Raw genomic sequence first — 23,230 nt, forward strand, 5'->3', positions numbered from 1 at the left:
GGAGGCGCGGTGCCAGCTGGCACCGCGCCTCCTGTGTGTTCAGCGCTCGCGTCTGTGCGCGCTACTTCGACTCGTAGAGTCGGCTGCTCTCGTCGTGCCACTCGATGGCGGTCGCCGCGAGCTTGTCCTTGAACTCGGCGCCGTGGTGCGCACAGAAGTACAGCTCACCGCTGGCCATGGTGGCCCGGATGTACGCCTGCGCGCCGCAGCTGTCGCAACGGTCGGCAGCGGTGAGCTGGTGGCTGCTGACTTCGTCGATGGAGAGGTCCTGCACGGTCTGGGTCATTGCTGTGCTCCTCACGGATCGCAGGTGGTGCGGCTTGGTCCACCTATTTCAACACGTGATGCCTGAGAGTGGCGCATTGTGATCGCCCGTTTCGCTCAGCGCGGATCGGCTGTCCCCAGTCCGAGTGTCCGCGCGGTGGTGTCGGTGCGGATCGCTAGCATCGGAAGGTGAGCTCCGACTACTCTGCACGCCATCTCTCCGTCCTCGAAGGGCTCGAGGCGGTCCGCAAGCGTCCGGGCATGTACATCGGGTCGACGGACTCCCGCGGGCTCATGCACTGCCTGTGGGAGATCATCGACAACTCCGTCGACGAAGCCCTCGCCGGGCACGGTGACGAGATCGGCGTGCTGCTGCACCCCGACGGTTCGGTCGAGGTCCGCGACACCGCTCGTGGCATCCCCGTCGACGTCGAGCCGAAGACCGGTCTGACCGGGGTCGAGGTGGTGTTCACGAAGCTCCACGCCGGTGGCAAGTTCGGGTCCGGGTCGTACGCCGCGTCCGGTGGGCTGCACGGTGTCGGTGCCTCGGTCGTGAACGCGCTGTCGGAGCGCCTCGACGTCGAGGTCGACCGCGGCGGCAAGACCTACGCGATGTCGTTCCACCGCGGTGAGCCGGGCACGTTCGCCGGCGACGGGCCGGACGCGCCGTTCACCCCCTTCACCTCCGGCAGCGAATTGCGCGTCGCGGGCAAGGTGAAGAAGGGCGTGACCGGGTCCCGCGTGCGGTACTGGGCCGACCGGCAGATCTTCACCTCCGACGCGAAGTTCAGCACCAGCGACCTCGTCAGCCGGGCGCGCCAGACGGCCTTCCTCGTGCCAGGGCTCGGCATCACGATCACCGATGCGCGGCCCGCCTCGATCGAGGCAGCGGCCGCGCGGGCGGAGGCCACGGGCACTCCTGTCGAGCCCGGTCCCGTCGTCGAGCGCTTCCGGTACGAGGGCGGGATCGGTGAGTTCGTCGAGCACCTCGCCCTCGACTCCGCCGTCACCGACGTCTGGCGCATCCAGGGGACCGGCACCTTCACCGAGACCGTGCCGATGCTCGACGACAAGGGCCACATGGTGTCGACCTCGGTGTCGCGCGAATGCGAGGTCGACCTCGCGCTGCGATGGGGCAGTGGCTACGAGACGGTGTTCCGCAGCTTCGTCAACATCATCGCGACGCCAAAGGGCGGCACGCACCAGGCCGGCTTCGAGTCCGGCGTGGTCAAGGCCGTGCGCGCCCAGGTCGAGGCGAACGCCCGCAAGCTCAAGGTCGGGCAGGACAAGCTCGAGAAGGACGACGTGCTCGCCGGCATGACCGCGGTGCTCACCGTCCGCCTGCCCGAGCCGCAGTTCGAAGGTCAGACGAAGGAGGTCCTCGGCACCCCGGCGGTCCGGAAGATCGTCGACCAGGTCGTGTCGAAGCGCCTCACCGAGATCCTCACGTCGACGCAGCGGACCGAGAAGGCCCAGGCGGCGACCCTGCTCGAGAAGGTCGTCGCCGAGATGAAGACGCGCATCTCGGCCCGGGCGCACAAGGAGACCCAGCGCCGGAAGAACGCGCTCGAGAACTCCTCGCTGCCGACGAAGCTCGCCGACTGCCGCAAGCAGGACGCCGAGGGCACCGAGCTCTTCATCGTCGAGGGCGACTCCGCGCTCGGCACCGCCAAGCTCGCGCGGAACAGCGAGTACCAGGCGCTGCTGCCGATCCGTGGCAAGATCCTCAACGTGCAGAAGGCGTCCGTCTCGGACATGCTCTCGAACGCCGAGTGCGCCTCGATCATCCAGGTCATCGGCGCCGGTTCCGGCCGGACGTTCGAGATCGACCAGGCCCGCTACGGCAAGGTCATCATCATGTCCGACGCCGACGTCGACGGTGCCCACATCCGGACGCTCCTGCTCACGCTGTTCTTCCGGTACATGCGGCCGATGATCGAGCAGGGTCGGGTGTTCGCTGCTGTTCCGCCGCTGCACCGGGTCGTCGTGGTGAACCGCGGCAAGGCGAACGACACGCTGTACACGTACTCCGAGGCCGAGCTGCAGGCCGTGCTGAAGAAGCTCGAGAAGCAAGGCAAGAAGTACCAGGAGCCGATCCAGCGGTACAAGGGTCTCGGCGAGATGGACGCCGACCAGCTGGCGGAGACCACGATGGACCGCACGCACCGGACGCTGCGCCGGGTGAACATCACCGATGCCGAGGGTGCTGCGAAGGTCTTCGAGCTGCTCATGGGCAACGACGTGGCGCCGCGCAAGGAGTTCATCCTCGCCGGCGAGGGCCTCGACCGCGACCGTATCGACGCGTAGCCGGCGCGGCGCCGCGCGCGGCGACGCCGAGTCTCGCCTCACCGGACAGTTTCGCGCCGCGGCTGCGCGAGTTCTGTCCGCGGGGCCGAGTCTCGGCGCCGCCGTGCGGCGCGACCTCACGCGCCTGGCGACACGTCACGCGGCGCTGGCGTCGTGACGTGTCGCCAGCCGCGTGAGTTCGCAGCGCGGTCGGGTGGTCGGGGCGGTGGTCGTCCCCATGGGTGGACGGGAGGCGCGGTGCGGGGCCGTCCCGCGCCTCCCGTCCGGCCGTCAGCGCGTCCTCACGCGCTGGGCGACAGTTCACGCGGCGAGGGCCCCGTGAATTGTCGCCTGGCGCGAGAAGCCGCCGTCGGCGCGGCCGCGCGAGGGCGAGTCTCGGCTGGGCGGACGGTTTCGCGCCGCGGCGGCGCGAGGACTGTCCGCGGGGCCGAGTCTCGGCGTCCGCCGCGGCGCAGGCGCGTGTTCACGCGGTGGGCGACAGTTCACGCGGCGAAAGGCCCGTGAACTGTCGGCTGGCGCGAAAGGTCGCGCCCGCGCGCCTACGCCTCGCCGGCGGTGCCGTCGAGCGCCGCCGCACTCCCACCGATCGAGTCGATCACGGCGTCGAGCGGCGCTCCCGACCCGTCGCGCTTCGACAGCCAGTCCGGCAGCGTCCGGGCAGCGCCGTCCGACCCGACCGCGTGCGGGGGAGCGATGCCCGCCCACGCCACCGTCAGGCCGTCCTCGCCCTTGAGGAACGCGTGCGCCCGCACACCCTGGGTCGCACGGCCCTTCGCCGGGAACTCCGACAGGGCCGAGACCTTGGCGCGGCCGGTGTCGGTGCCGGGCAGGGCCGAGGACGACGCCGAGACCGTCGCGACCACGGCGTCGTCGGAGCGGGCGACGGATCCGAACCAGATCGCCGAGGCACCCGCGGCGAGGGCCACGCCGGCGACCCCACCGGCGGGGAGGCCCTGCGCACGGACGCCGGACGCGGGGAACCGCAGCAGCTGCGCGTTCGAGGTGATGAACACGAGGTCGTCCGACTCGGGCGCCTGGGCGGCACCGACGACCGCGTCGCCGGGCTTCAGCCCGATGGCGGGGAACTCGGGCTTGTCCGGCCAGGCTCCGGGCACGACGCGCTTCACGACGCCCTGCACGGTGCCGATGGCGAGCGAGTCCGACGAGGCGCCGGAGAGGTCGACGAGGGCGACCACGGTCTCGCCGCGGGCGATGCCGAGGAAGTCCGTCACGCGGACGCCGGCGTCGAGCCGGACCGCGGCGGGCGGCACGGCGGGGACGTCGACGGGGGAGAGCCGGATCACGCGCCCGGTCGAGGTGAGCGCCCCGACCTGCCCGCGCACCGAACTGACGATCGACGAGCGGACGGCGTCGTGCTTGGACCGCTTCGGCACCCGGACGATGCCGAGCTCGGACGTCGGGATGTCGACCCGGATGAGCCGCCCGGTGGTCGAGAGCAGCACGCGGCACGGGGAGTCGGCGATCTGCAGGGACTCCGGGTCGACCGCGGCCTTGCGACCACCCTTGACGGGGGCGTCGGCCTCGGTGAGCAGGGTCCGGCGCGGCGTCGCGAACCGGTCGGACACCTCGGTGAGCTCGAGCGCGACCTGGGCACGGAGCCGCTCGTCGGACGCGAGCAGTTCCTCGAGCGCGGCGATGTCGGCGAGCAGCTGGTCGCGCTCGCCCTCGAGCTCGAGGCGTGAGAACTTCGTCAGGCGCCGGAGCCGCAGTTCGAGGATGTACTCGGCCTGCACCTCGGACAGGTCGAACACCGTTTGCAGGCGGGAGCGCGCCGCCTCGGAGTCGTCCGAGGAGCGGATGACCTCGATGACCTCGTCGATGTCGAGGATCGCGATCAGCAGCCCCTCGACCAGGTGCAGTCGCTCCTTCTTGCGTGCGAGGCGGTACTGCGACCGACGTGTGACGACCGAGAGCCGGTGCTGCACGTAGACGTCGAGCAGCTCGCGCAGCCCGAGGGTCTTGGGCGATCCGCCGACCAGCGCGACGTTGTTGATGCCGAAGCCGTCCTCGAGCGGGGTGTGCTTGTACAGCTGCTCGAGCACGGCGGTCGGGTTGAAGCCGCTCTTGATGCCGATGACGAGCCGGAGCCCGTGGTTGCGGTCGGTCAGGTCGTTCACGTCGGAGATGCCGACGAGCTTCTTCGACTGGACGCCGTCCTTGATCTTCTCGATCACGCGCTCCGGGCCGACCAGGTACGGCAGCTCGGTGACCACGAGGCCGACCTTGCGCGGGGTGAGGTTCTCGACGCTCACCTTCGCGCGCGTCCGGAACGAGCCGCGGCCGCTGGCGTAGGCGTCGCGCACGCCGGAGAGCCCGACGATCGTGCCGCCGGACGGCAGGTCGGGGCCCGGCACGAACTCCATCAGTTCGTCGAGCGTCGCCTGCGGGTTCATGAGCAGGTGCTTCGCGGCCTCGACCACCTCGCCGAGGTTGTGCGGCGCCATGTTCGTCGCCATGCCGACCGCGATGCCCGACGCGCCGTTGACGAGCAGGTTCGGGAACGCCGCGGGCAGCACGCCCGGCTGCATGATCTGGTTGTCGTAGTTCGGGACGAAGTCGACGACGTCCTCGCCCAGGCCCTCGGTCATGGCCATCGACGGTTCGGCGAGGCGGGCCTCGGTGTACCGGGCGGCCGCGGGTCCGTCGTCGAGCGAGCCGAAGTTGCCGTGTCCGTCGACGAGCGGCACGCGCATCGTGAACGGCTGCGCCATGCGCACCAGGGCGTCGTAGATCGCGCCGTCGCCGTGCGGGTGCAGCTTGCCCATCACCTCGCCGGTGACGCGGGCGCTCTTCACGTGGCCGCGGTCGGGCCGGAGCCCCATCTCGGCCATCTGGTAGAGGATGCGCCGCTGCACGGGCTTCAGGCCGTCGCGTGCGTCGGGGAGTGCCCGTGAGTAGATGACGGAGTACGCGTACTCGAGGAAGGAGCCCTGCATCTCCTCGGAGACGTCGACGTCCTCGATGCGTTCACCGTCGGGCAGGCCGACTGCTTCCGTGCGTGCCATGGCACCCTTCTGCGAGACTGGGGAAGATGGGAACAAGCGTACCGACGGCCCCCGACGCCACCGCGAACCTCGCCGACGTCTTCCCGAGTTGCCTCGTCGCGCTCGGCGCTGCGGACGACGCCTGGTTGCGTTCCACCGGACTGGAGGCGCGGATCACCCTCCGCCCCGCCCGTTCCGCGATCGTCGTGCTGGTCGACGGCCTCGGTGCCGGCGCGCTGGCAGCGCGCGCCGGACACGCCCGCTGGCTCGCCGCGGGCAAGAAGCGACTGCGCAGCGGCTTCCCGACGACGACGGCGGCCGCACTGAGCACGCTGACGACCGGTCGGTCGCCCGGCACCCACGGCGTGGTCGGGTACAGCGGCTGGAACCCCGACACCGGCCGGGTGATGAACCTGCTGAGCGGCTGGGACGACGAGGTCCCGAAAGACTGGTTCCTCGCCCGCACGCTGTTCACCGAGGCGCCGGCGCTCGGCGTCGACCCCGTGGTGGTCGGACCCGCCCGGTACCGCTCCTCGGGGATGACCGCGAACGTCCTCGGCGGGGCGCGCTACGTCCCGGCCGACTCGATCCCGCAGCGCGTCGACGCCGCCCTCGCCGAGACCGCAACGGGTCGCTCGCTCGTGTACCTCTACGTCCCAGAGCTCGACTCGATCGGGCACAAGCACGGCTGGCAGTCCGACCGGTGGACCGCGGCACTCGAACTCCTCGACGGCGAACTCGCTCGGCTCGAGGGCCGTGCCGCCGCCGACGTCGGGATCGTCGTGACGGCCGACCACGGCGTGCTCGACGTCCCCGACCACGCGAACATCGCGCTCGACCCGCTCCTGCTGACCGACGTCGTCGGGGTCGCCGGCGACCCGCGCTGCCGGCAGTTCACGGTCGCACCGGGCACCGACGTCCGCTCCCTCGTCGGGCAGTTCCGGGCGCGCTACGGCAAGAAGGCGTACGTCGCGAGCCGTGACGAGGCGATCGCCGCCGGCTGGTTCGGCACCGTCTCGGACGAGGTCGTCCCGCGCATCGGGGACGTCGTGCTCGTGGCACGGGGGTCCTGGGCGTTCAACGACGACCGGGCCCTGCGCGACGGCGAGTCACCGAAGCGCATGGTCGGCCAGCACGGTGCGATGACCGACGAGGAGACCATGGTGCCGCTGCGCCTCGCCGGGGCGTTCGCGCAGTAGCACGAGCCCGATGGCGCCCGGGGATCAGGCCGGGTCGTCGTCCGGCCGGGTCCCGAAGACGATCTCGTCCCAGCTCGGCATCGACCGTCGGTTCCGCTTCTTGCGGTCCTGCCGCCCGGCCTCGGCCTCGGGGGCGGAGGTGGGTCGGGCGTCCGGCTGCGGCGCGGTGTCCGACGAGTCCTCGAACCCCTGCAGCGGGATGTCGACGACGCTGATCGAGGTCCGTCGTCCGTCGTCCTGCGGCTGTTCGCCGAAGGCCGCGGCCTCGCGCTCGCCACGACGGCGGCGGAGCGCCTCGAGCAGGTCGGCGGTCTCGTTGCCCGGGGCGCGTTCCTCGACGGCGGCTCCGATGCGGGGGAGCGGCGCGCGGAGCGGACGCTCCTGCACCTCGGGGTTCGTGACGTCCTCGTCGGGCTCGTCGACCCGGAACGCGCCGGAGTCGAACCGCGTCCCGTCGGTGTCCTGGTGGTCGTTCTCGACCGCACGGAGGCGCGGCGCGATGCCCTCGTCCTCGGTGTGCGAGAGCCGGTGCGCGTCGCCGTTGTCCGGCGTCAGCGTCGACGTCTTCGGGTCGAAGCGCCACTGGGCGTCGTGCTCGACCTCGGCGGCCGTGTAGTGCACGCGGACCTGCCAGCCGCTCTCGACGTGCTTCCACGACGCCCAGGCGATCCCGCTGGCCTCGCCCGCCTCGAGCTTGGCGGTGATCGCCTCACCGAAGGTGTCGGGCGACTCGTCGTCGACCGGGGTGACCGGCACGCGGTGCGCGGCGTCGAGGATGAAGGCACGCTCGGCGAGGACGGGGCCCTCGAAGCGCCGCACGTACTCGACGTCGACGTCGAGCGCCAGGGCGACCTCGGCGGCGTCGGCACCGCCGCGGATCCGCGCCTGCACGTCCTTGGGGGACACGCGCTTGTGCGGACCGGACTCGGGGTTCGCCTGCCGGACCTGACCGGGCAGCGACGAGGTGACGGGCAGTCGGAACTCGGTCCCGCCGTCGGTCGCGAGCAGGAGTGCCCCGGACTCCACCCCGATGACTCTCACGTCTTGCATGGTTCCGCCTTCCGAGCGTCGCGTACGGTCGTGCCTCGTACCCCGTGAGTATGCAGCCGTCCGGACCCGATCCCGCGGAGGCGCACGGGCGTGCCGTGGACTCCCGTGCGAGCGTTTCCGGACAGCGGGAATGGACGGGCGGGCACACGGGTTGCAGCGCCAGAACGACCCGCCGGAGACTTCGGTTTGCGCTCTGGCGAGACGTGGTGCAAACTGTCGCCGCCGATCACCGGCGACGACCTCTCGATACGAGAAATGGATGGGCATGGCCACCGATTACGACGCCCCCCGGAAGACCGACGACAACTCCGACTCGGAGTCGATCGAGGCCCTCAAGGAGCGCGTTCCCGACAAGATGTCGGGGGTCGTCGACGATGATTCCGACAACCCCGGCAGCTTCGAGCTCGCCGGACAGGACCTCAGCGACGTCGACCTCGACGTCGTCGTGCTCCCGCCCCAGGTCGACGAGTTCACCTGTGTCGAGTGCTTCCTCGTGAAGCACCGCTCGCAGCTCGACCACGAGTCGAAGCTCGGCCCGGTCTGCGCGGAGTGCGCGGCGCTCTAGGGAACGCACGAAACCAGAACGGCCCGTCACCGCGAGGTGACGGGCCGTTCTGCGTGCTCTGGGCGTTCGGACGTGCGTCGTGCTGGACAGGAGGCGCGGGTCGGGCCCGCACCGCGCCTCCTGGATCGCAGGTGGGGACTCAGGACCGCAGGGCGGCGACGACGGCCGACGGGTTGCGGACGCTGACCAGCCAGTAGGGCGTCGGGTCCGCGGGGTCCTGCACCTCGACCTTGACGACCCCGCGCACGTAGCCGCGGAAGAGCGTCCAGGCGCGGGCGTCGAGCTTCGGCCCGCGCTGCGTGGTGGCCTCGGCGCCCTCGTAGCCCTCGACCTCGCCCACGAGCGCCCGCGGGAGGTGCGCCCGACCGGCGCGGAACTCGGTCTCCGTGACCTCGATGGTCGGAGCCAGCGCCCAGAGCAGCACGAGCACGCCGAGGTACATGCCGACGGCCACGAGGACGCCGGCGAGCACGCTGATCGGCAGGAACACGAGGAGGCTGGCGGGGATGACGAGCGCCGTCGCCAGGTAGAGGACGGGCGGAGCCCACAGTCGTTCGCGGTACAGGGTCACGACACCATTCGACCACGACTCCGGGCAGGTCACGGAACGGTCACGGTCTGCACTACCCTCGACACGTGACCGAACCAGTCGACGTGCTCTGGACCGGGGAGAACGCTCCCGGATACGCCCACCCCGGTGACGCCGGTGCGGACCTCGTCTCGACCGAGGCGTTCGTCCTGCAGCCCGGCGAGCGTCGGCTCGTGGGCACGGGCCTCAAGATCGCGCTGCCGGACGGGTACGCCGCGTTCGTGGTCCCGCGCAGCGGTCTCGCCGCGAAGCACGGCATCACGATCGTGAACGCCCCCGGCACCGTCGACGCCGGGTACCGCGGCGAGATCAAGGTCGCGCTGCTCAACACCGACCAGGCCGCCGCGCACGAGGTGCACGTCGGAGACCGCATCGCCCAGATGATCGTCATGCCGGTCCCGCGCGTGTCGTTCACCCGCGTCGACGAGCTGCCCGACAGCGTCCGCGGCCAGGGCGGGTTCGGCTCGTCGGGCTACGGTGACCGGAGCGGTGCCGTCAGCGGCGCCGCGGACAACGCTCAGGAAGGAACGCGCGCATGAAGTTCGGCCGACGCAAGCGTGACGAGGTCGAGGTGGCGGACGCCGTCGCCGACGAGGTCGAGGTGGCCGAGACGACGCCGGAGGTCGACATCGCGATCGACGCCGACGCCGACCTCGACGAGGTGGACGCCGTCGCGCCGACCGACAAGTCTGCGCCCGAGGACCGTGCCGAGAGCGGCCCGCACGACGAGACCGAGGCGAACCTGGTCCGTCCGTACGTCGACCTCGGCGGCGTGAAGGTCCTCCCGCGCGAGGGGCTCCACCTGCGGCTCGAGGTGGAGGAGGGCTCGCAGCGCGTCGTCGCGGTCGGGCTCGACTACGACGAGTCCACGCTGCAGGTGCAGCCGTTCGCCGCACCCCGCTCCACCGGTCTCTGGCACGAGATCCGCGCCCAGATCGCCGAGCAGATCGAGCGCCAGGGCGGCATCGTGTCCGAGGTCGACGGTCCGTTCGGCCCCGAGCTCCGCGCCCAGGTCCCGGTCGTCTCCGACGGCACGGGCGTCACCGACGGGGCCCGCCCCGCGCGGTTCATCGGCGTCGACGGCCCGCGCTGGTTCCTGCGCGGCGTGATCGCCGGCAAGGCCGCCGAGCAGCCCGACGACGCGGCCGAGATCGAGGACCTGTTCCGCAGCGTCGTCGTGGTCCGCGGGACCACCCCGATGCCGCCGCGCGACCTCATCCCGCTGCACATGCCGAAGTCGACGCAGTCGGCCATCTGACCGGCGACCCGAACCAGGAGGCACGGTGCCGGACCACGACGACACCACCCGTCCCGAGGCGGACGCGCCCGACGCGCTGCCCTCGTTCAGCGACCAGATGCGTGCCGCCGTCGCCAACACCGGGCTCGGCAAGGTCGCGCCGGGCGAGGCGCCGTCGGGGCACGCCCTCGTCGCGGCCATCGGCGGCGTGCGCGGACTGGTCGAGTCCGTCCTGCCCGGGCTCGCGTTCCTGGTGGTCTACGCGATCACGAAGGAGGTCGTCCCGAGCGTCCTGATCCCGGTCGCGATCGGCGTCGTGTTCGTGGTGCTCCGCCTGCTGCAGCGCCAGTCGCTCGTGATGAGCCTCGCGGGGATCCTCGGCGTGGCGATCTCCGCCGGCCTCGCGCTCATCACCGGGCGGGCCGAGAGCAACTTCATCCCCGGGATCGTCATCAACGCCGTGTGGCTCGTCGGGCTGCTCGTGACGCTGGCGATCCGGCAGCCGCTCATCGGCCTGGTCGTCGGGTTCCTGCTCCCGCCGAACGAGGACGGCACCCCGCAGGACTGGCGTCGCGACCCGGCGAAGCGCCGTGTTCTGACCGTTGCCACCTGGCTCTGGGTCGGACTCTTCGCGATCCGGCTCCTCATCGAGGTGCCGCTGTACCTGACCGCCCAGGTGGAACTGCTCGCCGGCATCAAGCTCATCACGGGCGTCCCGCTCTACGCCGCCCTTCTTTGGGTGACCTGGCTGCTCGTCCGGACGGTGTTCAAGCGCGAGGGTGACGCCACCCGGGTGTAGAGTTGTCTCGACATCGAGATAATTCCCCGCGGCCCTTCCCGGGCTGGCGGGTTTAGGTTTGCCTTGCTGGTGGGACGCCTCGCGCCCCGCTTGGATGGGGGCACACCGATCAACCAGGGAGGCGGCACAGTGGCTGCAGTCAACAGCTTCGGCTCGAAGGACACGCTGTCGGTTGGGGGTGTCGACTACGCGATCCACCGGATCGACACGGTGCCCGGGCACGAGAAGCTCCCGTACAGCCTGAAGGTGCTGCTCGAGAACCTCCTCCGCACCGAGGACGGCAAGAACGTCACCGAGGACCAGATCCGCGCCCTCGGGTCGTGGCAGCCCGACGCCGAGCCGGACACCGAGATCCAGTTCTCGCCGGCCCGCGTGGTCATGCAGGACTTCACCGGCGTCCCGTGCATCGTCGACCTCGCCACCATGCGCGAGGCGATGGCCGAGATCGGCGGCGACCCGAACAAGATCAACCCGCTGTCGCCGGCCGAGATGGTCATCGACCACTCCGTCATCGCCGACCTCTTCGGTCGCGAGGACGCACTCCAGCGCAACACCGACCTCGAGTACGAGCGGAACGGTGAGCGCTACCAGTTCCTCCGCTGGGGCCAGACCGCGTTCGAGGACTTCAAGGTCGTCCCGCCCGGAACCGGCATCGTGCACCAGGTCAACATCGAGTACCTGGCGAAGGTCACCTACACGCGTGACTTCGACGGCGAGACCTACGCCTACCCGGACACCCTCGTCGGCACCGACTCGCACACCACGATGGTGAACGGGCTCGGCGTGCTCGGCTGGGGCGTCGGCGGCATCGAGGCCGAGGCGGCGATGCTCGGGCAGCCGGTGTCGATGCTCATCCCGAAGGTCGTCGGCTTCAAGCTGTCCGGGTCGATCCCGGCCGGCGTGACCGCGACCGACGTGGTGCTCACCATCACGCAGGAGCTCCGCAAGCACGGCGTCGTCGGCAAGTTCGTCGAGTTCTACGGCGAGGGCGTCGGCGAGGTCCCGCTCGCGAACCGCGCCACCATCGGCAACATGTCGCCGGAGTTCGGCTCCACGGCGGCGATGTTCCCGGTCGACGACGTGACGCTCGACTACCTCCGCCTCACCGGCCGCTCCGAGGACCAGATCGCGCTCGTCGAGGCCTACGCCAAGACCCAGGGCCTCTGGCACGACGCTGCGGTCGAGCCGAACTACTCGGAGTACATGGAGCTCGACCTCTCGACGGTCGTCCCGTCGATCTCCGGCCCGAAGCGCCCCCAGGACCGCATCGAGCTCTCGAAGGCGAAGACCCAGTTCGAGGTCGACCTCGGCAACTACACGACGCCGAGCGAGCAGACCGACCTCGACGACGCGGTGGAGGAGACCTTCCCCGCCTCCGACCCGATCGCCGCCGGTTCCACGAACGAGGACACCGCGCTGCACGAGCACGTCTACGTCTCGAGCGCCCCGTCGACGGCCTCGCAGCCGACGAAGGTCGCGATGGACGGGGCCGACCCGTTCACGATCGACCACGGTGCCGTCGCGATCGCCGCGATCACGTCGTGCACGAACACGTCGAACCCGTCGGTCATGATGGCCGCCGGCATCCTTGCCCGGAACGCCGCGAAGAAGGGCCTCACCGCGAAGCCGTGGGTCAAGACCACGCTCGCGCCGGGGTCGAAGGTGGTCACGGACTACTACGAGAAGGCCGGTCTCACGACCTACCTCGAGCAGCTCGGCTTCTACACGGTCGGCTACGGCTGCACCACCTGCATCGGCAACTCGGGCCCGCTGCCGGAGGAGATCTCGCAGGCCGTGCAGGACAACGACCTCGCCGTCACCGCGGTGCTCTCGGGCAACCGCAACTTCGAGGGGCGCATCAACCCCGACGTGAAGATGAACTACCTGGCCTCCCCGCCGCTGGTCATCGCGTACGCCCTCGCCGGGTCGATGCACTTCGACTTCGACAAGGACGCCCTCGGGCAGGACCAGGACGGCAAGGACGTCTTCCTGCAGGACATCTGGCCCGACGCGGTCGAGGTCCAGCAGGTCATCGACGCGTCGATCGACACCGAGATGTTCACCCACGAGTACGGCTCCGTGTTCGAGGGCGACGACCGCTGGAAGAACCTGCCGACCCCGACGGGCGACACGTTCGAGTGGGACACCGAGTCGACCTACGTGCGGAAGCCCCCGTACTTCGAGGGCATGACCATGCAGCCCGACGCGGTGTCGGACATCTCCGGCGCCCGGGTGCTCGCGAAGCTCGGCGACTCGGTCACGACCGACCACATCTCGCCGGCCGGGTCGATCAAGGCCGACAGCCCGGCGGGCAAGTACCTCGCCGAGCACGGCGTCGACCGCAAGGACTTCAACTCCTACGGCTCGCGTCGCGGCAACCACGAGGTCATGATCCGCGGCACGTTCGCGAACATCCGCCTCCGCAACCAGCTCCTCGACGGCGTGGAGGGCGGCTACACCCGCGACTTCACGACGCCGGACGGTGCACAGTCGTTCATCTACGACGCATCGCAGCACTACCAGGAGCAGGGCATCCCGCTCGTCATCTTCGGTGGCAAGGAGTACGGCTCCGGTTCGTCCCGCGACTGGGCGGCGAAGGGCACGAACCTGCTCGGCGTCCGCGCGGTCATCACCGAGAGCTTCGAGCGCATCCACCGCTCGAACCTCATCGGCATGGGCGTCGTGCCGCTGCAGTTCCCCGCCGGCGAGTCGGTCGAGTCCCTCGGGCTCGACGGCACCGAGGTCGTCTCGATCTCCGGCCTGACCGAGCTGAACGAGGGCCGTACGCCCAAGACGGTGCACGTCACGGCTGCGCCGAGCGAGCACTCGCCCGCCGGCAAGGAGACGATCGAGTTCGACGCGGTCGTCCGCATCGACACCCCGGGTGAGGCGGACTACTACCGCAACGGCGGCATCCTGCAGTACGTGCTGCGGTCGCTCGTCTGACGCACCCGTCCGTTGTCGGGTCACGCGCATAGAGTGGGCCGACAGCCCCACGAAAGGAGCGCCCGTGAGTCTGCTCTCGAGCATCACGTCGCCGCGCGACCTGAAGCGTCTCTCCGACGCGCAGATGACGGACCTCGGCGCCGAGATCCGACGCTTCCTCGTCGCCGAGGTCGCGAAGACCGGCGGCCACCTCGGTCCGAACCTCGGCGTCGTCGAGCTCACGCTGGCGATGCACCGGGTGTTCGACTCGCCGCACGACCCGTTCGTCTTCGACACCGGGCACCAGTCGTACGTGCACAAGCTCGTCACCGGGCGGCAGGACTTCTCGCGGCTGCGCGAGCGGGGCGGCCTCGCCGGGTACCCGCAGCGGAGCGAGTCGGAGCACGACATCGTGGAGTCCTCGCACGCGTCCTCGTCGCTGTCCTGGGCGGACGGCATCTCCCGCGCCTTCGTGCAGACCGGCCAGGCCGACCGGACCGTGGTCGCGGTCGTCGGCGACGGTGCGCTCACCGGCGGGATGACGTGGGAGGCCCTCAACAACATCTCCGACGGCAACGACCGTCGACTCGTCATCGTCGTCAACGACAACGGGCGCTCGTACGCGCCGACCATCGGTGGCATGGCGCGGTTCCTCAGCTCGGTGCGCACGCGCCGCGAGTACCGGGCGCTGTTCGAGAAGTCCCAAGCCGCGGCGGCGCGGTTCGGTGCACCCGGGCGGGCGCTCTACCGCGGGATGCGCGGCGGGCTGCACGGGTTCCTCTCGCGGTTCACGAACAACGAGGCGCTCTACTCGAACCTCGACATCAAGTACATCGGGCCGGTGAACGGGCACGACCAGCGGGCGATGGAGGCCGCACTCCGCCAGGCGAAGGCGTACGGCGCGCCGACGATCGTGCACGCCATCACCGAGAAGGGGCACGGGTTCGAGCCCGCGCTGCGCGACCAGGCCGACCAGTTCCACGCGGTCGGGCACATCGACCCGGAGACCGGGGAGTCGCTCGACGTGTCGTCGGGGCCGTCGTGGACCTCGGTGTTCGCCTCGACGCTGGCGGAGGTCGGCGCGTCGGACGAGAAGATCGTGGCGATCACCGCTGCGATGCTCCGCCCGACCGGGCTGCACCTCTTCCAGGAACAGCACCCCTCGCGCGTGATCGACGTCGGGATCGCCGAGCAGCACGCCGTGACGACCGCGGCCGGACTCGCGTTCGGCGGCCTGCACCCCGTCGTGGCGCTGTACGCGACGTTCCTGAACCGGGCGTTCGACCAGGTGCTCATGGACGTCGCGCTGCACCGGGCCGGCGTCACCTTCGTGCTCGACCGCGCGGGCATCACCGGGCCGGACGGGCCGTCGCACCACGGCATGTGGGACCTCGCGTTGCTGCAGGTCGTGCCCGGGATCCGGATCGCCGCACCCCGTGACGCCGCGACCCTGCGTGAGGAGTTCCGCGAGGCCGTCGCCGTCGACGACGCACCCACCGTGCTGCGCTGGTCGAAGGGACAGGTCGGGCCGGACATCGTCGCGGAGCGTCGACTCCGGGACGGGGTGGACGTGCTGCGGTCGCCGTCGTCCGACCAGGAGCCCGACGTCCTGTTCGTCGCCGTGGGCTCGATGGTGCCGGTGGCGCTCGACGCGGCGGCGCTGCTCGAGTCCCAGGGCATCGGCGTGACGGTCGTCGACCCGCGGTGGGTGGTGCCGATCCCCGCGTCGCTCATCGACCTGTCGCGTGACCACCGGCTCGTGATCACGCTCGAGGACGGGGTGCGGGTCGGTGGCGTCGGGACGCGGCTGCGGCAGGACCTGCGCGCTGCGGGTGTCGACACCGGGGTGAACGAGCTCGGGCTGCCGGACGCGTTCATCGACCACGCGTCGCGGTCCCAGATCCTCGAGGACGTGGGGCTGACCGCGCAGGCGATCGCCCGGGACGTCATCGACCAGGTCGTCGGGACGAAGCTGCCGCAGGCGAAGCCGGCGCGGGCGGCGTCGCGCTCCCGGGAGTCCGCCGACCGCTGAGCGGCGCGGGCGCGGCGCGCCGGCCCGGCGTGGCCCGGCCCGGCGCGGCGGGTCGAACCACGAATGCGACGTCGAACCGGGCGGATCGACGAGTTCGATGTCGGATCCGTGGTTCGATCCGAAGCCCGGCGGCACGGGCGGGGCGGGGTCAGTGCGGCGCGGGTGGCGCGGCGGCGGCGGACACGAGCTCGCGCAGGATCGCGCGGGCCATCGGCGTCACCCAGAGGACCTGGCCGTACGACAGGCCGTCGCGGCCCTCGCGGATGATCTCCACGCGCGAGGACGTCGGCCCCTCGCGCGAGAACGTCATGACGATGTTCTCGGCGCGGAGGGCGAACGAGGCCCGGCGGCCGATGACGGCTCCGTCCGGACGGATCTCCATCGCCGCGGCACCCGGGACGGCGTGCACGGCGCGGTCGAGCAGCTCCGGGACCTCGTCGAGCGGCACGGGCACGACGACGCTGGGGTGCCCGGTCGTCCTCGGTGCCCACCACTCCTGTGCCATGGTTCGACCGTACGCCGCACAACGAAAGTCACCCCGAACCACGGATCGCCGTGGTTCGGGGTGACTTCGGTTGTGCGGAGCCGAGCGGCCGCAGCTAGCGCGAGGCCGGCCCGACGATCAGCGGCTCGTGGAACGCCCCGCCGAAGACCCGCTCGGACGCACCGGAACGGTCGAGGTACGGGCTGATGCCGCCGGCCTGGAACGGGTAGCCCGCGCCGAGGATGAGCCCGAGGTCGATCTCCTCGACGTGCTGGACGACCTCGTCCTCGAGCATGCGGTGCAGCTCGTCGGCGAGGGCGTCCTCGAAGCGGCGCTGCATCTCGGCAGCGTCGACCGGCTTCGCGTCCTTCTTCGACGGTGCGACGAGCTTCACGGCAGCGGGGTCGTACCCGGTCGCGGTGCCCTTCTTGTCGCGGGTCAGGATGTGCCCGAACTCGGCGATCTTCTTCAGGCCGTCACCCGGGTAGAAGCGCTCCGGCCAGGCGGCGTGGTGCGAGTCGAGCACGTGCGCGCCGACCGGCAGGCCGACGAGCTCGAGCAGCTCGAACGGGGACATCGGCAGGCCGAGCGGCGCAGCGCCCTGGGCGACGACGTCGAACGACGTGCCCTCCTCGACGCCGCGCATCGCCTCGCCGAGGACACGGGCGAGCACCCGGTTCACGACGAAGCCCGGCTGGTCGGCCGTGATGATCGCGGTCTTCTTGAGGGTCTTCGCGACGGCGAGGGCCGTGGCGAGGGTCTCGTCGGAGGTCGAGGCGGTGCGCACGACCTCGAGCAGCGGCATCACGGCGACGGGGTTGAAGAAGTGGAACCCGACGAGTCGCGACGGATCGGACAGCACGGAGCCCATCTCGGACACCGACAGCGACGAGGTGTTCGTGGCGAGGATCGCGTCCGGAGCGATCACCTGCTCGATCTTCCGGAAGACCTCCTGCTTGACGCTCATCTCCTCGAAGACGGCCTCGATGACCCAGTCGGCGTCCGCGAAGGCGTCGTAGGACACCGACCCGGACACGAGCGCCTTGATGCGGTTCGCGTCGTCGGGGGAGACCCGGCCCTTGTCGAGGAGCTTGTCCACCTCGCCGCGGATACGCTCCACGCCGGCGTCGACGCGGGACTGGTCGACGTCGGTGATGACGACCGGGACGCCGAGGCGTCGGGCGAAGAGCAGCGCGAACTGGGACGCCATCAGGCCGGCGCCCAGGACGCCGACCTTCGTGACGGGGCGCGGCGAGACGTCCGCGGGGGCGCCCACCGGCTTCTTCGCGCGCTTCTGCACGAGGTCGAACGCGTACATCGACGCGGCGAACTGATCGCCCGAGATGAGGTCGGCCAGGGCGTCGTCCTCGTCGGCGAACCGCTCGTCGAGCGAGCCGGACTTCGCCGCGGCGACGAGGTCGAGCGCCCGGAACGGCGACTTCGGGACCGTGCCGATCTTCGACGCGACCTGACTGCGGGCGACCTTCACGACGGTGCCCCACGCGGCCTTCTCGATCATGCCGGGCTCGTTCTTCCGCACGACCTTGGTGCGACCCGACACGACGCCGTCGATCCACGCCACCGCGGACGGCAGGAAGGTGACCGAGGGGATCAGCGCGTCGCCGATGCCGAGCTCGACCGCGGCCGGACCGTCCATCAGGCGGTTGTTCTTGAGCGGGTTCTCGACGATGACGCGGAGCGCCTTCTCGGGGCCGATCAGGCGGGGGAGCAGCGTTGCGCCGCCCCACCCGGGGATGATGCCGAGGAAGACCTCGGGGAGCCCGATGCCCTGCGCGGCCGACGAGAACGCCCGGTACGTGCAGTGCAGCCCGATCTCGAGGCCACCGCCGAGCGCGATCCCGTTGATGAGCGCGAAGGAGGGGACGCCGAGGTCGGAGAGCTTCCGGAGCGTCGCGTGTCCGAGGGCGGCCAGGTCGTGGGCGACGTCCCGCGACGGCACCGAGGCGGCCTGCGAGAGGTCGGCACCGGCGGCGAAGCAGTACTCCTTGCCGGTGATCGCCACGGCCTGGATCGTCCCGGCGGACGCTTCGGTCCGCAGGGTGTCGAGGACCCCGGAGAGCTCGTGCAGCGTGCGCGGCCCGAGGGTCGACGGTCGCTTGTAGTCCTTGCCGTTGTCGAGCGTGATGAGCGCGAGCGTGCCACCCGACGGCAGCGCGACGTGCTTCAGGTACGAGTGGGTGACCACCTCGTCCTCGCTGAGGGCGAGGAGCTGGTCGTTGTCGACGATGGTCATGGTCACGCCGCCTTCCGCGCCGCGGACTTGCTGAAGTTCGGGTTCTCCCAGATGACGGTGCCGCCCTGGCCGAGCCCGATGCACATCGTCGTGATGCCGTACCGGACGTCCGGGCGCTCGGCGAACTGGGCCGCGAGCTGGGTCATCAGGCGGACGCCGCTCGAGGCGAGCGGGTGCCCGACGGCGATCGCGCCGCCCCAGGCGTTCACGTTCGTCGAGTCCTGGGCGATCCCGTAGTTGTCGAGGAAGGCGAGCACCTGGACGGCGAACGCCTCGTTGATCTCGAACAGCCCGATGTCGTCGATCGACAGCCCGGCCTTCGCCAGCGCCTTGTCGGTCGCGGGCACCGGTCCGATGCCCATCACCTCGGGGTCGACGCCCGCGAAGGCGAACGAGACCATGCGCATCTTCGTCGGCAGCCCGTGCTGCTTCGCCGCGTCGGCCGATGCGAGCAGGCTCATGGTGGCGCCGTCGTTCAGGCCTGCCGCGTTGCCGGCGGTGATGCGTCCGTGCGAGCGGAACGGCGTCTTCAGCGCTGCCAGGGCCTCGAGCGTGGTGCCGGGGCGGGGCGGCTCGTCACTGGAGACGATGTCCCATCCCTCGCCGGTGTTGACCTCGACCGGCACCAGGTCCGGCTGGAGCTTGCCCGCGGCCCACGCGGCGGCGTAGCGCTGCTGGGACTGGACGGCGTAGGCGTCCGTGCGGTCCTTGGTGATCGCGGGGAAGCGGTCGTGCAGGCGCTCGGCGGTCTTGCCCATCACGAGCGCGTCGCCGTTGACCATGCGCTCGGCGATGAAGCGCGGGTTCGGGTCGGAGTTGAAGCCCATCGGGTGGCGCCCCATGTGCTCGACACCGCCGGCGATGGCGACGTCGGCCGCGCCGAACGCGATGGCGCCGGCGAGGGTGGTCACGCTCGTCATCGCACCGGCGCACATGCGGTCGATCGCGTACCCGGGGACGGTCTTCGGGAGTCCGGCGAGCATGCCGACCGTCCGGCCGAGGGTGAGCCCCTGGTCGCCCTGCTGCGTGGTGGCCGCCACGGCGACGTCGTCCACCGCGGCCCCGTCCAACGAGGCGTTCCGGTCGAGGAGTCCGCGCATCGCGTGCACCGCGAGGTCATCCGCGCGGGTCTTCCAGAACACCCCCTTCTCCCCGGCTCGTCCGAACGGTGTCCGAACTCCGTCGACGAAGACGACGTCTGCTGCCTTTGGCAATCTGGGCCTCCAGATCCTCGTTGATCAGGCTGGGCGCGTCCCGCCCCGCCCGGCCGGGTCCGACCCGGCGTGCACCAGCGACGCTATGCCCCGAGCCTGTGCGGACGCATGCCCGTTGGGGCGTTCCTACGACTCGGTGTTGCTCTCGGCAGCAGGCTCCTGTGCAGCAGCGACAAAGGCGTGCGCGATGATCGACGCCGTCTCCTCGACCTGCCAGGGGCGGGCGTCGTGCGCGGCGAGCACGGCACCGACGGTCTCGGTGGCGATCGGCGTCGGCGGCTCCCACGACACCGTGCGGAGGGTGTCCGGCGTGAGCAGGTTCTCGACGGGCAGGTCGAGCTCCTCGGCGCGCTGCACCACCGCGGCCCGTGCGGCCTTGTACCGCCGGTCGGCTGCCGGGTTGCGGTCGGCCCAGGCCCGGGGCGGCGGCAGCGTGGCCTCGCCGGTGCCGCGGAGCCGCGGGAGGTCCTCGGTCGTGCGGCCCTCGTCGACGGCGGCCCACCAGCGGTCGAGCTCGGACCGGCTGGCACGACCCGTGAAGGCCTTCACCCCGCTCAGCTCGCCCTTCGAGGCCGGGTTCGCCGCCGCGGCCGCGACGATCGCCGAGTCCGGGATGGTGCGACCCGGCGCGATGTCGGCTTCGCGGGCGTAGGCGTCGCGTGCCGTCCAGAGCGACCGGGCGATAGCGAGTGCCCTGGAGCCACGGAGGGCGTGCATGCCGGACAGGCGGCGCCACGGCTCGGCCTTCGGCGGCTTCGGCGCCCGTGTCAGGACGGCCGCGAACTCCTCTTCGGCGATGCGGGACTTGCCCGCCTCGTCGAGCTTCGCCGCGAGCGCGTCACGGAGGTCGGGGAGCAGCTCGACGTCGAGTGCCGCGTACACCAACCACGACTGCGGGAGCGGCCGGGTCGACCAGTCCGCGGCGGAGTGGGCCTTCGCGAGCGTGATCCCGAGCAGCTGTTCCACGACGGCACCGAGGCCGACCCGGGGGAAGCCGGCGATGCGGGCACCGAGCTCGGTGTCGAAGATACGGGTCGGGACGAGGCCGACCTCCTGCAGGCAGGGGAGGTCCTGCGACGCGGCGTGGAAGAGCCACTCCTCGTCGACGATCGCGTCCTGGAGCTCGGAGAAGTCGCCGATCGGGATCGGGTCGAAGAGGAACGCGCCGGCACCGCGGCGGAACACCTGGATGAGGTACGCCCGCTGCGAGTACCGGTAGCCGCTCGCGCGCTCGGCGTCGACGGCGACCGGGCCGTGGCCCGCCGCGATGGCGGCGGCGGCGTCGAGGTACTCCTCGCGCGAGGCGATCACGTGGACCGCGTCGTGCGACGCCTCGAACGCCGGCGACGCCGCGGACGGAGCAGCCGACGACGGAACGGCCGGCGACGCCGACGGAGCAGCCGACGACGGGACAGCGGGCGACGCCCCGGCCGGAGATGCGGGGTCAGTCACGTGCGAGCCTCCTCGGGGCCAACAGGGTCACGCCGTCCGACGCGGGCGGGAGACCGGCGAGCATCGCCACGATCTCCTCCCACGCCTCGACGTGTGCGGTGAGGTCGTCCCCGCGCGGGGTCCACGAGGCGCGCAGTTCGAGCTGCGCCCCGTCGCCCTGCGCCGCGAGGTCGCCGTAGCCGCGGGAGATGATCTTGGTCGCCGTGCCCGAGGCGTGGTCGTAGGTCGCACCGTGCGCGGCGAGGGCGTCGACCAGCCAGCTCCACGTCACGTCGGCGACGAACTCGTCGACACCGATCTCCGGTTCGAGCGGTGCCTGGGCGAAGGTCACGATGCGGAACGACCCGCCCCAGCCCTCGGGTTCGTCCGGGTCGTGCAGGGCGATGAACCGGCCCGTCCCGAGGTCGGAGTCGATGCCGTGCGCCGCGCCCGAGACGTCCGCCGCCAGGGCGATCGAGAACGGGGCGATGCGCGACGGCGAGGGGATCTCGGTGACGGTCGTCTCGGCGCGCGCGCCGCCGGACGCCACGAACGCACGGAGCCGCGCGAAGGCGTCGGGCTCTCGGGTTTCGGACACGAATGCAGACTAGGCTCCGGACCATGTCCCGATCCGCGCGACCCGCCGAGGACGTCGTCCAGGAGACCGCACGATCGGCCGGGTTCGTCGCCCTGGGAGCGGGCATCGCAGCGGCCGCCGTCACCACCGCGGTGATCGGCGGGTTCGTCGCGGCGGTGGCCCGAGCGGTGGTCACCCCCGACCGCAAGCGCACCGAACGCGTCCCGATCCACGCCGTCGACCCCGTGCGGCGGACGGTGACGCTCGAGCGCACCGCGGACACCGAACTGCAGGGCCGCTACAGCCTCTGGTTCGGCGGCGGGACCGGGCACATGCGCGTCGGCGAGGTCCTCGGCACCACCGACACGACCGTCACCCGCCGCATCATCGCGATCGACGCCGGCGACCCCACCGCGGCCCGCCGGGGTCGGTGGGGCGGCTGGTTCTACCTGACCCCGGGCGAGCTGGACGTCCCGGTCGAGGACATCGACGTCCCCACCCCGAACGGCCCCGCACCCGCCTGGGTGGTCCGCGCCGACGACCCGGACGCGCCGTGGGCCGTCCTCGTGCACGGTCGTGGCGTGACCCGCGCCGAGACGATCCGCGCGGTGCCGGTCTTCCGGGCGGCGGGGTACTCCGTGGTGCTGGCGAGCTGGCGCAACGACGGCGTCGCCCCGCGGAGCGTCGACGGCCGCTACGGCCTCGGCAGCACCGAGTGGGAGGACATCGACGCGGTCCTCCGCTGGCTCGCCGGGCAGGGCGCGTCGAGCGTCGTCCTGATGGGCTGGTCGATGGGCGGCGCGGTCGTGCTGCAGACCCTGCTCCGCTCGGCGTTCGCGGACCTCGTGGACGGTGTCGTGCTCGAGTCGCCCGTGGTCGACTGGCACGCGGTGCTCAAGTCGCAGAGCCAGCTGCTCCGCCTGCCGCGGCCGGTCCGGAAGGTCGCGCAGCGTCTCCTCCGCACCCCGGTCCTGCACCGGCTCACGGGCCTGCGGCAGCCGGTCGACCTGCGGCAGCTCGACATGGTCGCGCGGGCCGACGAACTGCACGTGCCGATCCTGCTCATGCACAGCGACGACGACGGGTTCGTCCCGTCCTCTGCGTCGCACGCCCTCGCCGAGGCCCGGCCCGACATCGTGCGGCTCGAGGTGCAGACGACCGCCCGGCACACCAAGCTCTGGAACCACGACGCCGACTGGTTCGACGCCCGCATCCTCGCGTGGCTGACCGAGGTGGTCCAGCGAGACGGCGCGGCCAACGCGCGGTAGACGCATCCACAGACGGACGGGAGGCGCGGT

The 23,230-nt window shown here is 71.3% G+C and carries 18 protein-coding genes; 9 read left to right on the forward strand and 9 right to left on the reverse strand.

Translation table 11 applies throughout. The features are described 5' to 3' along the window. Nucleotides 1-61 precede the first annotated feature (61 nt). Nucleotides 62-286 carry a DUF7455 domain-containing protein gene (locus tag BIV01_RS11245; protein ID WP_070418799.1) on the reverse strand — a complete coding sequence of 75 codons (225 nt, stop codon included), beginning with the start codon at nt 284-286 and terminating at the stop codon, nt 62-64. Nucleotides 287-453: 167 nt separating this feature from the next. Here BIV01_RS11245 and BIV01_RS11250 point away from each other — a divergent pair, with 167 nt between their 5' ends. Then, the gene (locus BIV01_RS11250) at nt 454-2,571 is read left to right on the forward strand and encodes a DNA gyrase/topoisomerase IV subunit B (protein WP_071295250.1); all 2,118 of its coding nucleotides are present in this window, start codon (nt 454-456) and stop codon (nt 2,569-2,571) included. A gap of 539 nt (nt 2,572-3,110) precedes the next feature. On the opposite strand, the gene BIV01_RS11255 is transcribed toward BIV01_RS11250, so the two are convergent. Next, nucleotides 3,111-5,597 (reverse strand): DNA gyrase/topoisomerase IV subunit A, encoded by a 2,487-nt coding sequence (locus BIV01_RS11255; protein WP_071302911.1) that lies wholly within the window; start codon nt 5,595-5,597, stop codon nt 3,111-3,113. Nucleotides 5,598-5,623: 26 nt separating this feature from the next. Here BIV01_RS11255 and BIV01_RS11260 point away from each other — a divergent pair, with 26 nt between their 5' ends. Continuing rightward, nucleotides 5,624-6,775, forward strand: a complete 1,152-nt coding sequence (locus BIV01_RS11260; protein ID WP_071302912.1) for an alkaline phosphatase family protein — start codon at nt 5,624-5,626, stop codon at nt 6,773-6,775. A gap of 24 nt (nt 6,776-6,799) precedes the next feature. On the opposite strand, the gene sepH is transcribed toward BIV01_RS11260, so the two are convergent. Continuing rightward, nucleotides 6,800-7,825, reverse strand: coding sequence for a septation protein SepH (sepH, locus tag BIV01_RS11265; protein ID WP_070418803.1), 1,026 nt, complete (start codon nt 7,823-7,825; stop codon nt 6,800-6,802). A gap of 265 nt (nt 7,826-8,090) precedes the next feature. Here sepH and BIV01_RS11270 point away from each other — a divergent pair, with 265 nt between their 5' ends. Continuing rightward, nucleotides 8,091-8,390 (forward strand): DUF4193 domain-containing protein, encoded by a 300-nt coding sequence (locus BIV01_RS11270; protein ID WP_031263038.1) that lies wholly within the window; start codon nt 8,091-8,093, stop codon nt 8,388-8,390. A gap of 139 nt (nt 8,391-8,529) precedes the next feature. On the opposite strand, the gene BIV01_RS11275 is transcribed toward BIV01_RS11270, so the two are convergent. Next, entirely contained in the window at nt 8,530-8,961 is a 432-nt protein-coding gene (locus tag BIV01_RS11275) for a DUF3093 domain-containing protein (protein WP_071302913.1), read from the reverse strand. Between the two features lie 65 nt (nt 8,962-9,026). On the opposite strand from BIV01_RS11275, the gene dut reads away from it, so the two are divergent. The 5 genes from dut to dxs all read left to right on the forward strand — a co-directional run bounded on the left by dut (nt 9,027) and on the right by dxs (nt 15,972). Continuing rightward, a complete protein-coding gene (gene dut / locus BIV01_RS11280) occupies nt 9,027-9,518 on the forward strand; it encodes a dUTP diphosphatase (protein WP_070418805.1) in 492 nt (163 codons plus the stop codon). After that, the gene (locus BIV01_RS11285; protein WP_229086592.1) at nt 9,515-10,237 is read left to right on the forward strand and encodes a DUF3710 domain-containing protein; all 723 of its coding nucleotides are present in this window, start codon (nt 9,515-9,517) and stop codon (nt 10,235-10,237) included. The genes dut and BIV01_RS11285 overlap by 4 nt, the downstream gene beginning before the upstream one ends. Nucleotides 10,238-10,262: 25 nt before the next feature. Further along, the gene (locus tag BIV01_RS11290; protein ID WP_070418806.1) at nt 10,263-11,015 is read left to right on the forward strand and encodes a DUF3159 domain-containing protein; all 753 of its coding nucleotides are present in this window, start codon (nt 10,263-10,265) and stop codon (nt 11,013-11,015) included. 129 nt (nt 11,016-11,144) lie between these two features. After that, nucleotides 11,145-13,961 (forward strand): aconitate hydratase AcnA, encoded by a 2,817-nt coding sequence (gene acnA, locus BIV01_RS11295; RefSeq protein WP_071302914.1) that lies wholly within the window; start codon nt 11,145-11,147, stop codon nt 13,959-13,961. A 64-nt stretch (nt 13,962-14,025) separates the two neighbouring features. Continuing rightward, nucleotides 14,026-15,972, forward strand: a complete 1,947-nt coding sequence (gene dxs, locus BIV01_RS11300; protein WP_071302915.1) for a 1-deoxy-D-xylulose-5-phosphate synthase — start codon at nt 14,026-14,028, stop codon at nt 15,970-15,972. Nucleotides 15,973-16,120: 148 nt separating this feature from the next. Here the strand turns inward: dxs and BIV01_RS11305 are convergent, their stop codons facing one another. From BIV01_RS11305 to BIV01_RS11325, 5 genes are all read right to left on the reverse strand, one after another. After that, nucleotides 16,121-16,477, reverse strand: coding sequence for a hypothetical protein (locus tag BIV01_RS11305; RefSeq protein ID WP_071302916.1), 357 nt, complete (start codon nt 16,475-16,477; stop codon nt 16,121-16,123). A gap of 94 nt (nt 16,478-16,571) precedes the next feature. Then, entirely contained in the window at nt 16,572-18,710 is a 2,139-nt protein-coding gene (locus BIV01_RS11310) for a 3-hydroxyacyl-CoA dehydrogenase NAD-binding domain-containing protein (protein ID WP_071302917.1), read from the reverse strand. Between the two features lie 2 nt (nt 18,711-18,712). Further along, nucleotides 18,713-19,924, reverse strand: a complete 1,212-nt coding sequence (locus BIV01_RS11315) for a thiolase family protein (RefSeq protein WP_070418811.1) — start codon at nt 19,922-19,924, stop codon at nt 18,713-18,715. Between the two features lie 126 nt (nt 19,925-20,050). Further along, nucleotides 20,051-21,376: an HRDC domain-containing protein gene (locus tag BIV01_RS11320; RefSeq protein ID WP_083413983.1), complete on the reverse strand. Its 1,326-nt coding sequence runs from the start codon at nt 21,374-21,376 to the stop codon at nt 20,051-20,053. Then, nucleotides 21,369-21,953, reverse strand: coding sequence for a DUF3000 domain-containing protein (locus BIV01_RS11325; protein WP_070418813.1), 585 nt, complete (start codon nt 21,951-21,953; stop codon nt 21,369-21,371). The genes BIV01_RS11320 and BIV01_RS11325 overlap by 8 nt, the downstream gene beginning before the upstream one ends. 23 nt (nt 21,954-21,976) lie before the next feature. Here BIV01_RS11325 and BIV01_RS11330 point away from each other — a divergent pair, with 23 nt between their 5' ends. After that, nucleotides 21,977-23,200: an alpha/beta fold hydrolase gene (locus BIV01_RS11330; RefSeq protein ID WP_071302919.1), complete on the forward strand. Its 1,224-nt coding sequence runs from the start codon at nt 21,977-21,979 to the stop codon at nt 23,198-23,200. Nucleotides 23,201-23,230: the final 30 nt, after the last annotated feature.

The sequence above is a fragment of the Curtobacterium sp. MCBA15_013 genome, from assembly GCF_001865095.1.
GTDB lineage: Bacteria > Actinomycetota > Actinomycetes > Actinomycetales > Microbacteriaceae > Curtobacterium.